Annotated in this window: 11 protein-coding genes; 4 read left to right on the plus strand and 7 right to left on the minus strand. The window is 40.8% G+C overall.

Going from position 1 to position 12697, the window contains the following annotated elements; all coding sequences use genetic code 11:
- The first annotated feature begins 79 nt into the window (after window positions 1-79).
- A complete protein-coding gene (locus tag IDJ75_RS20810) occupies window positions 80-355 on the plus strand; it encodes a hypothetical protein (RefSeq protein WP_191177590.1) in 276 nt (91 codons plus the stop codon).
- Between the two features lie 18 nt (window positions 356-373).
- On the plus strand, window positions 374-1666 hold the full coding sequence (locus IDJ75_RS20815; protein ID WP_191177591.1) for a hypothetical protein: 1293 nt from the start codon (window positions 374-376) through the stop codon (window positions 1664-1666).
- Window positions 1667-1741: 75 nt separating this feature from the next.
- On the opposite strand, the gene IDJ75_RS20820 is transcribed toward IDJ75_RS20815, so the two are convergent.
- The 3 genes from IDJ75_RS20820 to IDJ75_RS20830 all read right to left on the minus strand — a co-directional run bounded on the left by IDJ75_RS20820 (window position 1742) and on the right by IDJ75_RS20830 (window position 6538).
- Window positions 1742-3184: a hypothetical protein gene (locus IDJ75_RS20820; RefSeq protein WP_191177592.1), complete on the minus strand. Its 1443-nt coding sequence runs from the start codon at window positions 3182-3184 to the stop codon at window positions 1742-1744.
- Between the two features lie 93 nt (window positions 3185-3277).
- Window positions 3278-6058 carry a TonB-dependent receptor gene (locus IDJ75_RS21240; RefSeq protein ID WP_317173801.1) on the minus strand — a complete coding sequence of 927 codons (2781 nt, stop codon included), beginning with the start codon at window positions 6056-6058 and terminating at the stop codon, window positions 3278-3280.
- Between the two features lie 117 nt (window positions 6059-6175).
- Entirely contained in the window at window positions 6176-6538 is a 363-nt protein-coding gene (locus tag IDJ75_RS20830; protein ID WP_191177593.1) for a helix-turn-helix transcriptional regulator, read from the minus strand.
- A 310-nt stretch (window positions 6539-6848) separates the two neighbouring features.
- Between IDJ75_RS20830 and IDJ75_RS20835 the strand changes: the two genes are divergently transcribed.
- On the plus strand, window positions 6849-8105 hold the full coding sequence (locus IDJ75_RS20835; protein ID WP_224746700.1) for an NRAMP family divalent metal transporter: 1257 nt from the start codon (window positions 6849-6851) through the stop codon (window positions 8103-8105).
- 118 nt (window positions 8106-8223) lie between these two features.
- Here IDJ75_RS20835 and IDJ75_RS20840 read toward each other — a convergent pair whose 3' ends face one another.
- On the minus strand, window positions 8224-9036 hold the full coding sequence (locus IDJ75_RS20840; protein ID WP_191177595.1) for a TIR domain-containing protein: 813 nt from the start codon (window positions 9034-9036) through the stop codon (window positions 8224-8226).
- 32 nt (window positions 9037-9068) lie between these two features.
- Entirely contained in the window at window positions 9069-9230 is a 162-nt protein-coding gene (locus tag IDJ75_RS21250) for a hypothetical protein (RefSeq protein WP_224746701.1), read from the minus strand.
- Between the two features lie 76 nt (window positions 9231-9306).
- Between IDJ75_RS21250 and pruA the strand changes: the two genes are divergently transcribed.
- Window positions 9307-10944 (plus strand): L-glutamate gamma-semialdehyde dehydrogenase, encoded by a 1638-nt coding sequence (gene pruA, locus IDJ75_RS20845; RefSeq protein WP_191177596.1) that lies wholly within the window; start codon window positions 9307-9309, stop codon window positions 10942-10944.
- A gap of 249 nt (window positions 10945-11193) precedes the next feature.
- Here the strand turns inward: pruA and can are convergent, their stop codons facing one another.
- The gene (gene can, locus IDJ75_RS20850; RefSeq protein WP_191177597.1) at window positions 11194-11859 is read right to left on the minus strand and encodes a carbonate dehydratase; all 666 of its coding nucleotides are present in this window, start codon (window positions 11857-11859) and stop codon (window positions 11194-11196) included.
- A gap of 12 nt (window positions 11860-11871) precedes the next feature.
- Complete coding sequence (locus tag IDJ75_RS20855; protein WP_191177598.1) at window positions 11872-12624, minus strand: YoaK family protein; 753 nt, start codon at window positions 12622-12624, stop codon at window positions 11872-11874.
- Window positions 12625-12697: the final 73 nt, after the last annotated feature.

The following is a 12697-nucleotide window of genomic DNA, read 5'->3' on the forward strand; positions in this document are numbered from 1 at the left end:
CTAAAACCGTACAAAAAGTTATAACAAATAGTTTTTGGATGTAAATGTTATTCTTAAATTTAGATTTCAACTAAACTTTATGGAAACTATTAAACTGAACAACAACCTATTGCTAACATTTGAGCCCGATAACAAAAGGTTGCGCCTTGTTATTACTGATGGCTTTACAGAACTGGCCTGCCGTAAAGAAACACCCGGCAACCTGCGCCGTTTTCTGGCAGGGGGGCAAAACAGCCTGTTTAAAGGGCGTCTGCAATTACATAAAGATGCCGGCGATATTTCTGTTGTAATAAAAGGGCAAGTGGCTGGTCTAATTAAAACTGAAAGCTTTGCAACAACGCTAAATAATTTATAAACCTATACCTTAAACCAAATGACTACTACCATTGCCGAACCTGTTTACTGGTCTGCCGGGCGTAAGATAGCCCTGCGCTTTTTCCTCCTGTTTTTTGTACTGTATGTTGTTTTAAACCCCAATGGGGTACTGCCTTATATTGATGTGGCCTACAGCGCTTACATTCCGCCTTTTCAAAAACTTATTGTTTGGATGGCAGCACATGTACTGCATTTAAGCAACCCTATTACCACCTTTACCAATGGCAGCGGCGATACTACTTACGATTACCTTGCCCTGCTTTTTGCAGGCGTAGTAGCCATTGCCGGTGCCATTATATGGAGCCTGCTTGACCGTAAGGCACGCAATTACAATAACCTGTTTTACTGGCTTACGGTTATTGTACGTTATTATGTGGCTATTACTATGGTTACTTATGGCTGCGTTAAGATCATCAAACTACAATTCCCGGCGCCATCGCCCGACAGGTTGCTGGAGCCTTTCGGTAATGCATCGCCAATGGGCCTGGCCTGGACCTACATGGGCTACTCAACCGGGTTTAACTATTTTACCGGCATAGCCGAACTAAGCTGCGGCTTGCTGCTCTTCTTCCGCCGGACGGCTACGCTGGGGGCAATTGTGGGCTTGGTTGTGGCAGGTAATATTATGGCCATAAACTATGCGTTTGATGTACCGGTGAAGCTGTTATCAACTATGCTGGTGGTGATGTGTATCTATCTGCTGAGTAAGGATGCGATCAGGCTTATCAACTTCTTTTTTTTAAATAAACCGGCGCAGCCTGCAAACCTTGGCAGGCACCTGTTTAAAAAACGCTGGAAAAACGTCACCCTAACTACTGTAAAGTACCTGCTGATTGCCTATACTTTAATATTAACCTTTTACGTTGATATACAGGCAATGAGCCAATATGGGGATGCCGCTAAGAAGCCGCCGTTGTATGGTATATATAATGTACAAACCTTTATACGCAATAAGGATACTATTGCACCTTTAAAAACTGATACCACCCGCTGGGATAAGTTAACCATAAGCTACCCGGGCGCGGCCAGGCTAATCATGATGAACGATAGCAGCAAACGTTATAATTTTGTAATAGATACCGCTAAGCATACTATTGTGATGAATACATATGCCGATACCGTTAACAAAGCTTATTATACTTACAGCCTGCCCCAAAAAGATGTGTTGCTGCTTAAAGGCAAATTTAAAAACGATTCGCTTAGTATCAGCCTTAAAAAGTACGACCTGAATAACTTTTTGCTGCTAAGACGCGGGTTTAATTGGGTTAACGAATATCCTTTTAACAGGTAGATCAATAAAATCCTGCATAAAAAAGAGCGGCTACCCTGTGGGTAACCGCTCTTTTTTTATGTTCAATGTTGTTAATTATTTTACAGCACCTGGTGTAGTGTAAGGCATAACTTGTGCATTAAAGTTAGTCCAACCGGTAGTCCAATCAGTAGTACCAACCGCACCGCGGAATGTTACCACTTCAAAGAATGGATCTTTTAATTTATTATCTGTAAATAACGCTCCTGAAGCTGCAAGAGAACCCGCTTTAGGTGTAAAGATTGGTGTACCAGGGTTTGCAAATTCTGAAGCAAATTTAAATGGATCAGTAATTAATGCATCAGCATACAGAGTTGCATCAAAGGTATTATCGGCCCTTAGTTTAGCTTCAAACAATGCTTTTTGTGTAGCATTGTCACCTTTAACTTCGTTACCTTTTTTGTTTGAACCGTATATAAGGTTGTTTTTAATTACAAGGCTACCAGAAGTAAAGTTGGTAGATGTTGCACCTGCAGTAGCTACTTTAGAATCGTCAATATAAATACCTTCAACATAGCCTGCAATTACAGAGTTAAATATGCTGATAGATGAATTACGGCGAATTTGAGCCGCGTGCTGGTGGTTAGCATTTACGTTTGCAGTTGTTGCAGAAGTTTGGGGGCCTAACATTGTCATGTTAGTGAATATAGCTGAAGTTTTTGGTGCATTGTTTGAACCATCTTTATCGTTATCAGATTCGAACCCATTTGAACCAGATACATCCGCAACAGTATTATAACGCTGAGCAATACCAAATTGAATTTTACCTGAGAAACCGTTATCGGTATCAAAATCATCATCAACGTTACCGATAGCTAAAAGGTGTTTACAATTAACTGTACCACCAAACCATTCAAAGCCATCATCGCCCGAACGGAAAACCTGTACATAATCAATAGTTGTACCTGCTCCAACACCACCAAAAGTGATACCGTTTATCTCGTTATCTGGTGAGAATGGGATACCTGCGTATTCCACACGTACATATTTTAAAGTACCAGAGTTGTCGTTTGCATCAGCACCACCGTATTGAATGTATTTTGCAGGATCGCCTTTAGCATCTAATCCGCCTTCGATGGCAGCATTGCCACCATTGTTTGAAGGTGCTTTACCTAAAAGTATTAAACCACCCCAATCGCCTGGAGCACGTGTGCCAGCAGCAAATGATGAAGTAAATACAATTGGTTTGTCAGCTGTACCTACTGCCATAATCTTAGCTCCGCGTGTTATGGTTAATGTACCTTTACTTGCTTTGTCGCCTTTGATAATGGTGCCGGGCTCAATTGTAAGCGTAGCGCCATTGGTTACATATACAAAACCTTTTAAGGTATAAATTTTGTCAGCAGTCCAGGTAGTGTTGGTTGCTATATCACCGGTAATCTCAACAGAAGTGCCGTTTGTAGGAGGTACAACTATCGGATCGATAATGGCGTTGTTCTTAGAGCAAGAACTTGCCAGGATAATAGCGCTAAACGCTAAAAATAATAATGGTTTTTTCATGTTGTTTATTGTTCGATTTCTATCAAATTTCGGCTATTAATATTAAGCCAACATTAACTGTAGTTTATCAAACTACTATTAGTAAACTATTTCTTAAAATGAGTAATTAAATGATAATGAATAATTTGCACCCCAGTTGTAATTCCTGAAGATGTTACCCAAACCCGATGGCACATACGGTTTTCCATCAAGTTCGTAAGTAAAATTATATTTCTGATTAAGGATATCACTGCCGCTCAATTTGATCTCACCACGGTTTTTAATAACCTTGTAACCTACCTGGAAATCGAGCACGTTACGTGGGCTTTCCCATACACTTGGGTAGGTTGAACCACCTGCATAGAATATACGTTTACCAAGGCGATTGAACAGTATGTTTAATGATAGTTTATTATCCATTTCGGTATGAGTTAAACCGGCATTGATAACATATGGCGATTGACCAACCAGCGGCCTGCTTTTTTCTAACCTTACTATGCCGTCATCAGGGTTTGTAACTTTTGACCTGTTGATAGAAAAGTTGGCATACGCTGTAGTATTTTTAAAGAATTTACTTTCGTCAATAAAATCAAGCGATTTACGCGCTTCTAATTCAAAGCCATACACGTATGCAGATTTTGAGTTAAAATAACTGATTGTGGTTGAAGAATTCCTGTCATCAATTATGGGCTCTATAGCATTAGCAAACTTTTTGTAAAATGCCGAAACTGAAAATATTTGCCCGGCAGCAGGGTAAAATTCGTATCGTAAATCTGCATTATCAATAGTTGTTCTTTTCAGTGTCGGTTCGCCCTGTACTGTAGCTAATAATTCATAATCATAATAAGCAAAGTTTGCTAATTCCCTAAATTCCGGGCGTGCAACTGTTCGCGAATAAGATGCCCTGAAATTGGCTTTCTGCGTTAAAGCATAGGTTAAATTAACCGATGGAAGAAAGTCGAGGTTATCAAGTTTACTTCGGGGTTGCGTTTGGTTTGTTTCTGCCGTTCTTAAATTAAGGTCAAATTTTTCAACACGTAAACCGTAAACAATCCTAAGCTTTTCGTTTAGCTTGCTATCCAACATCGCATAACCCGCGTTTGTATAGCTCTTAGCGTTATAGGTATCGGTTGGGTTAGATAACTCATCAAGATTATAATAACCAGCGTTGATAATATTAGGACCAAATAAGGTAGAAATAGGGCGTTCCAGGTTACTTTGATCGGCGTTATTATAAACCAAACCCAAAAACCTTGCAGCGAAATCTCTTTGGCGATACTGTGAACTAACCCCAACTTTAAGGTTGCTTTTCCCTAAAAAATCCACCGGTAAATTATAATCAACTTTACCTGAGTAAATATTCTCATTTAAATGAGAGAACAAGCGTGCATTCTCTTTTTGCAGGCCCGTAACCTGGGCTATATATGGTTGGCCGGGGGCACTGCTCCTGTAATTAACTTTTCTTTGATCGGGCTGATCATTTGTTACGTTGCTGTAACCCAGGTTCCATTTTAATTTAGAGTTTTTTTCACCTATTTGGTGCTCACCTTCAAGGTTTGTTTTAAATAATCCTTTTTCTAAAAGATCATAAGCGTAATAGCGGTTATCGCCTGTTTCGCCACCCGTACCTAAGTTTTTACCTGTACGATATGTAAACTGATCATCAAATACGCGGTTATATAAATTCTTTAAGGTTATCTTATTCTTACCAAAGCTGTATGCAAAATTTGCTAAAGCACCTACGTTGGTAGAGAATTTATTAATGCTGCTTACATAATCAAAATCGCTGAAACGTTGTATCTGATCTGGAGCGATAGTTTGAGAGTTACGGTATGTTAAAGCTATGGTGGTACCAAAACGATTTTTGTTTGCACCTATTTCTTTTACGTTACCAATAGTTAGCTGGTAGTTTTGGCCAGGCAAGGCCTTATTGTTGTAAACGTTAAAATCGTTATTTAAGCTTCTTATCGACTGTATAGTTTGGGTTGGGGTAAGCTGCCTGTTAACAATCTGGGTAGTTGTAGGGAAATTGCTAACCAGTTTACGTGTGCCATCATCAAAGCCAAAATAATCGCTTGCGTTACGGTAACCACTTTTAAAATCCTTAAATGTGCTCTGGTTATTATAGCTGTAACCAATACCTACAGTAACAAAATTCTGCTCAGGTATATCTTTAGTTAATATCTGAACATTACCACCGGCAAAATCGCCCGAAAGATCTGGCGTAGCTGTTTTGCTGATAATGATATTGTCAATAAGGTTTGAGGGTACAATATCAAATGAAAATGCTTTGCGGTTAGGTTCTGTACTTGGCAGTGGCGAACCATCTAAAGATGCAGTATTGTAACGGTCGCTCAGGCCACGAACTACTACAAACTTGTTATCTTGTATTGTAGCACCACTCACACGCTTTAAAACGTCGCTGGTGTTCCTGTCCGGTGATCTTCTGATCAACTCTGAAGATATACCATCAGATATAGATACGCTGTTTTTCTGAATAGCGTACAGCGCACCCACTGATTCCTGGCGATAGGTGGCTTTGATCACAACCTCGCTCAGGGCTTTTGACTCAGACTGGCCAAGCGTAATATCAAGCGGAGTAGTTGCGCCTGCTTTAACCTCCACATCTGAGATGGTTTTAGATTGATAGCCCATGTACCTTACCAATATGGTGTATTTTCCGGGCTGTAAGCCACTTAAAGCGTAATGGCCTTCAACATCGGTAGCAGAGCCCTTGGTGGTGCCCTCAATGTTAACTGTTGCCCCAATTAAGGTTTCGCTTGTTTTCTGGTCAATTACCTTTCCAGAGATGCGCCCTGTGGTTTGGGCAAATAAATTACTCGCCGTTAAGGTAAAAACGAATAATACGATGATCGCGGATAAAAGTTTTTTCACGTGTATTAATTTAATACCGCAAAACTATTACCCCGATGTTAGTTGAATGTTATGTATTGATTACCATAACCACCACTTAATATTACTATAATGTTAAGCACTGTGGTAAACCTGTTGTTAACCAGCTTTTTGCTGTGAACCTTCTGCATGCTGCTGTATTTCCTGTAGCTGTAGTTCGTAAGCACGCATACGGGCGTGCAAAATATCTACCTCGGTGCGCAGCATTTGTATCTCGGTTATCAGTTTGGCCGAGTCTTGTTTGTGGATCATTTTATCGCCTGTGCCCAGTATCAGCCACTCGGGCGAGTACTTTAACTGGAAACATAATTTACGGATTAGATAGTAACTAATGTCCTGCTTTTTGTTGATGACCTTGCTGATAAAGCCCTGATCAACACTTATAGCATTAGCCAGTGCCAGCTGACCGCCGTGCTCCTTCACTATAATTTTTATCCGCTTTAATACTGCATCGTCAGACATGCTACAATTATAAACATTTTTGATAAAGTTGAAACTATCGAATAAAACTTGTTATATATCGGTAACCATTCCCATTTTCGTTCCATTTTAAAAACGGGACAATATGTGACAGGCACTTTTGGATAATCGGGCCTTTCATTACGCTACAAATAATAATAAATAACAAAGAAGCGGACGTGCTATAACTAATTACAACTATAAAAACTAAAAATAATATTTAACAAAAAAATAGATAGTATATTGTTTGGGGTTTACAACCATTAATACATTCTATTAAATGCCCTTAAAGTACAGATCCAGAATCAGAAAAATGCGGAAGTTTTTCGGCCTCTTAGGGCCGGGGCTAACCACCGGCGCAGCCGACGATGATCCATCAGGAATTGCAACCTATTCGCAAACCGGCGCACAATTTGGCTACGGGCAGTTATGGACAGCATTATACATGCTTCCATTTATGATAGCAGTACAGGAAGCCTGCGCAAGGATAGGGCTGGTAACGGGCAAGGGCATTGCCGCAGTAGTTAAAGAACATTATAGCCGTAAAGTGCTTTACGCCGTTGTAGGGCTTGTGGTTGTGGCTAACACTATCAATATCGGTGCCGATATTGGGGCTATGGCTGAGGCAGCGCAGTTGCTGGTGCCTGTTAATTTTGTTGTGCTTACTTTACTTTTCACCACTGGAATATTGATACTGGAGATCTTTACGAATTACAGGGTTTATTCTAAAATATTAAAATGGCTGGCGCTGGCATTACTGGCCTACCCTATTACAGTTTTTATTGTTCACCAGCCCTGGCCAACCGTTTTAAAGGCAACCGTAATCCCTCACTTTGAATTCTCTTTTGCTTTTCTGTTTATTATAACCGGTGTATTTGGCACCACTATTACCCCGTACATGTTTTTCTGGCAGGCATCGCAGGAAGTTGAGGAAGAAAAAGCTAAGGGATTGATAAAAAATGGAAAGCCAAGAATTGGCTGGCCGCATATCCATGCCATGCGTAAAGATAATAACATAGGCATGGTTATCTCTGAATTTACAACTTGGTGTATACTTTTAGTTGGCGCAACAGTTTTGCATAACAGCGGTGTTACCGATGTAAAAAATGCAGCCGACGCCGCAAAAGCGCTGGAGCCCTTAGTGCATTCCTTCCCCAACTCGGGCTACCTGGCTAAACTCATCTTCTCAGTAGGTATTATAGGGCTTGGGCTACTGGCCGTGCCTGTACTTTCAGGCTCTGCAGCCTACGCCGTGGCCGAAGCCTTTGACTGGAACGCCAGCCTAAACCTTAAACTAAAAAAAGCGCATGGTTTTTACGGCGTAATTACCATTGCTACACTTATTGGCCTAACCATCAACTTTGTGGGTATCGATCCGGTAAAAGCTTTGATCTACACCGCTGTAATAAATGGTGTGGCAGCAGTTCCCCTATTATTCCTGATCATTAAAATTGCTACGAGTGATAGCATAATGGGCGAATTTAAAAGCGGGTGGTTATCAAAAGCTTTATTGTGGGCAACGTTTTTTATTATGGGCGCTGCTGCCGTAGCTTTGTTTTTTACCATATAAATGTGTATAAAGTTACCGCAAGCGTCCCGTTTGTGGGTTTAGGACAGTAATGGACAAATACGGGTGTGCACTTAGCATGCGGCCACAAGCGGGACACTTGCGGTAGCGACTGATCAAATCAATCTTTAATAAAAGCTTCAATTTTATTAATAAGTTTTTCTCTTAAATCATTTGAATCTTTCCACACTATATGTTGATAATTCCTTGTATCAAAATGAGTCTTTCCCAAATCTGTATCCTTACAAGTATAGATAACTTTTTGCCCTCTTCCCAAAGCATATCCAGCTTCAAAATATACACCTGCCTTGTGCCCAGTAAAATCCGCGATAGTAAATTTTGCTCTTTTAATCCCAGCTAAAATAGCGTCATTTATTGTTGTATCAGATTCTATATTAATGTTGCTTACAATGTACGGAGCAAAACCGCATTGCTTAATCGCAGGTGAAATAGCTTCATTAAATATAATGTTCATATCGTCATCAAATGACATAGCCACAAAACACTGTTTTGACATTTTAATTTCAGAATTATTGATAATCTTCGTCAAACCTTCAACTATGAGAGATATATAACTAGCTGTTGTACTATACTTTCCTCTATTTATTAATTCTTTGTTTTCAGCTGTCGCAACGTAAAAAATACATTCCTCTTCATTCTGAAAATATAAATCACTCAGCATTTGAGAGTCCCCAAACTTGAATAATATACTTTCTCCGTCATATAAAGTTTTACTATGTATGTATTCTAATAAATTATTTATTTTGTCTTCGGGAAATAACTTAGGAAGATTTATGTCTAAAAAAGCGTCAATATTAGTTGAATTATAAATTATTGATTTGTCAAAAGCGACTTTTCTGTTCAATAATAATTTAAGTTTTCCCTTAATTGAATTTGATAGTAATTTATCTTGTTCAGAATTTTGCCACTTCAAAATAGTCGAAAAAGTGCCGTCAAGACTGTGAATTATAAAAGCTCCCCAAATGGAACATACTCAACACTTTCTTCAACTACAAAACCTAAATCTCGAATTACTTGCTTCATGTTGTTTTTATTATTAGCTAATATATCAAATACAATATATATGAGGCGTGTTAAAGTTTGAGAAACGTATTTCTCCCCCATCATCCCTCTGTAAATTCCCCAATACAATTCCTACATCCAACCCAAAACCCCTATCTTTGCGGCACAAAATTAAACACCTATGTTAAAAGGATTTTTTAACGTTCCTGTCCCTGTAAATGAGCCCGTATTAAACTACGGCCCACGCAGTGTAGAACGTGCAGCGCTGAAAGCCGCTTTAGATGAAGCCCGCTCAAAACAAGTAGATATTCCGATGTACATCGGTGGCCGGGAAGTTCGTACAGGCAAACTGATGGAACTGCGCCCGCCGCACGATCATAAACACCTTTTAGGCACTTTCCACTATGGTGATAAAAGCCATGTGACTGCCGCTATTGATGCCGCCCTTGCCGCAAAAGCCGACTGGGAAAACCTGCCATGGGAACAGCGTGCTGCTATATTCTTAAAAGCTGCCGACCTGGTTGCAGGCCCATACCGCTATAAAATAAACGCGGCTACCATGCTTGGCCAAAGCAAAAACGCTTATCAGGCCGAAATTGATGCTGCCTGCGAATTCATCGATTTTTTGCGCTTTAACGTGCAATACATGACGGAGATCTATCAGCAACAGCCGCCGGTATCAGGCAAAGGTGTTTGGAACCGTTTGGAACAACGCCCGCTTGAAGGTTTTGTGTTTGCGCTTACGCCGTTCAACTTTACAGCTATTGCGGGTAACCTGCCTGCCTCAGCAGCTATGATGGGTAACGTGGTGGTTTGGAAACCTGCCGATACGCAGGTGTACGCCGCCAATGTTATTATGCAGATATTTAAAGAAGCCGGTTTGCCTGATGGTGTTATCAACCTGATCTACGCTGATGGGCCTGAAGTTGGCAACGTGGTATTTAACCACCCTGATTTTGCAGGTATCCACTTTACCGGATCAACTAAAGTTTTCCAGCATATATGGCAGGAAATTGGAACCAACATACACAAATATAAAACCTACCCGCGCATTGTGGGCGAAACTGGTGGTAAAGACTTTGTGCTTGCCCACCCAAGCGCCAATGCCGACGCGGTTGCTGTAGCCTTGTTACGCGGTGCGTTTGAATACCAGGGGCAAAAATGCTCGGCTGCTTCACGTGCTTACATCCCTGCAAGCCTTTGGCCGGCGGTTAAGGAGCACATGGTACGCGAGATGGCCAGCTTTAAAATGGGCCCTACCGAAGATTTTGGCAACTTTATTAATGCCGTTATCAGCGAGGTATCGTTTGATAAATTGGCTAAGTATATTGATGCCGCTAAAGCAGATAAAGGCGTTGAGCTTGTTGCCGGTGGTGGTTACGATAAAAGCCAGGGCTGGTTTATTGAGCCAACCGTATTACGTGTTGACGACCCTTACTATGTAACCATGTGCGAGGAGTTGTTTGGCCCGGTACTAACCATTTATGTTTATGATGATAATGAATGGGATAAGATACTTGACATTGTAGATAAAACATCCATCTACGCTTTAACAGGCGCTATCTTGTCGCAAGACCGTTATGCCATTGCCGAGGCTACCCAACGCCTGCGCAATGCTGCCGGTAACTTCTACATTAACGATAAACCAACCGGCGCCGTTGTAGGCCAGCAGCCATTTGGCGGTGCACGCGGCTCGGGTACTAATGATAAGGCCGGATCAATGATCAACCTGCTGCGTTGGGTATCCCCGCGTACTATCAAAGAAACGTTTGATTCGCCAAAGGACTACAGGTACCCGTTTTTAGAGAAAGAAGTTTAAGAGAGGCAAGATTATTAGAGTCAAGACAGGAAAAATATATGCATAAATAGGAAGGGCCGGAATAAATATTCCGGCCCTTCCTATTTCCCACTTGTCATTCTAAACGATAGTGAAGAATCTAATAACGAGCTATACAAACGGATCTGCATCTCGGTGAATAGATCTTTCGCTATCGCTCAGGATGACAAACTGGCTATGTATTGAGTCTTAATTCTAATGTCTTGACTCTTGATTCTAATAGTCTTGGCTCTACTTAGCAAACCTAAAAACATCAGCCATTTTAGAGTTGTTGCTGGTGCTTACTTTCATATCGGTTATAATGCCCGAGGCAAGGCTGTACACCCAACCATGTACGTTAAGTTCCTGGCCATTTGCCCAGGCATTTTGCACAATGGATGTTTTGCAAAGGTTGCTTACGTTCTCTATCACGTTCAGTTCCACCAGGCGGTCGCCGCGTTTGGTTTCATCTTCAATGGCATCAAGTTCCCGGGCATGTACGCGATAAACATCTTTTATATGGCGCAGCCAGTTATCAATAAGGCCAAATTGTTTATTAGTCATGCTTGCCAGTACGCCGCCGCAACCATAATGGCCTGTAACTATTACATGCTTTACCTGCAATACGTTTACGGCATAATCCAAAACCGAAAGCATGTTCATATCGGTATGGATTACCATATTGGCAATGTTACGGTGTACAAATATCTCGCCCGGGTTGGTATTGGTTATCTGGTTAGCAGGCACACGGCTATCGGCACAGCCAATCCATAAAACAGGTGGTTTTTGGCCATTCGCCAGTTTTTCAAAATACTGAGGGTCTTCTTTAAGTGTATCTTCGACAAACTGTCGGTTGCCATTCAGCAAACTCTCGTAAGAGATATGGCTGGTATCGTGAATTAACTTAGTAGCGCACATAGATAGGTATATTTAGTTTTTGATATTTTTTGTTTTAACAGGATAAATTACCTGGAATATTTTGTGAAAAAACAGGGGCAACATATCATAATACAATATAGTCAGTAGTATAACAGGCACAAAATAAAACACTTTAAATTCGTACAGGTTAAAAAAGTAGCCGCCCATCAATCCGCCAAAAATAAAAAAAGTAAGGATAGTTAGCCGCACGTATATTTTGTTCTTCACGTCTTCACTTTCCTTAGTTTTGGGGTGCATCCAGTCGGCCAGTTCGCTGCCCAGATCTGTAAACAAGCCGGTAAGATGGGTTGATTTGATCAACCCGCCTGATATATTTGAAACCAACCCGTTTTGTAACCCCATAGCAAACAACAACGAGCCTATAACAACCTTACGCTCAAATTCCGTTTCCTTGTAAAACTTATGCCCATAAACGGCAACAAACAGTAGTACTACTATTTCCAGTATTATTGGTACCGAATGCGCCCTGTAATAGCTTTTGTGTTTTAGAGATTGCACAATAAAGTTAGATACGAACGAACCTACCATAAACATCAGCAACCATATTGCAAATATGATAATATCATTAAAATCCTGCTGAAGGATGTTTTTTGCGAGGTTTGCCACATGCCCTGTAACATTTGATGTAAAGGCTAAAAAAGCCAGTAGCCCCACTACATCTGTTATGCCCGCCACAAATGCCGACGATGATGCCAGCATAAGGTTATGCTTAAGGGTACGTTTCTCTCTGAGTTGGCGCAGCATATAGTGTTATTACAGCTTAAACATATAAAAAATAATCCTGTTTTACTGTAGCAAAAAAAACCCGGCTGCATCA

The organism is Mucilaginibacter rigui (assembly GCF_014773275.1).
In the GTDB taxonomy this organism is placed as follows: Bacteria; Bacteroidota; Bacteroidia; order Sphingobacteriales; family Sphingobacteriaceae; genus Mucilaginibacter; species Mucilaginibacter rigui_A.

What these genes read in the sequence shown, in the direction of transcription:
- IDJ75_RS20815 (WP_191177591.1), top strand. Translation starts at nt 374, where the DNA reads ATGACTACTACCATTGCCGAACCTGTTTACTGGTCTGCCGGGCGTAAG.
- IDJ75_RS20820 (WP_191177592.1), bottom strand. Translation starts at nt 3,184, where the DNA reads ATGAAAAAACCATTATTATTTTTAGCGTTTAGCGCTATTATCCTGGCA.
- pruA (WP_191177596.1), top strand. Translation starts at nt 9,307, where the DNA reads ATGTTAAAAGGATTTTTTAACGTTCCTGTCCCTGTAAATGAGCCCGTA.
- IDJ75_RS20810 (WP_191177590.1), top strand. Translation starts at nt 80, where the DNA reads ATGGAAACTATTAAACTGAACAACAACCTATTGCTAACATTTGAGCCC.
- IDJ75_RS21250 (WP_224746701.1), bottom strand. Translation starts at nt 9,230, where the DNA reads ATGATGGGGGAGAAATACGTTTCTCAAACTTTAACACGCCTCATATAT.
- IDJ75_RS20835 (WP_224746700.1), top strand. Translation starts at nt 6,849, where the DNA reads ATGCGGAAGTTTTTCGGCCTCTTAGGGCCGGGGCTAACCACCGGCGCA.
- IDJ75_RS20830 (WP_191177593.1), bottom strand. Translation starts at nt 6,538, where the DNA reads ATGTCTGACGATGCAGTATTAAAGCGGATAAAAATTATAGTGAAGGAG.
- IDJ75_RS20855 (WP_191177598.1), bottom strand. Translation starts at nt 12,624, where the DNA reads ATGCTGCGCCAACTCAGAGAGAAACGTACCCTTAAGCATAACCTTATG.
- can (WP_191177597.1), bottom strand. Translation starts at nt 11,859, where the DNA reads ATGTGCGCTACTAAGTTAATTCACGATACCAGCCATATCTCTTACGAG.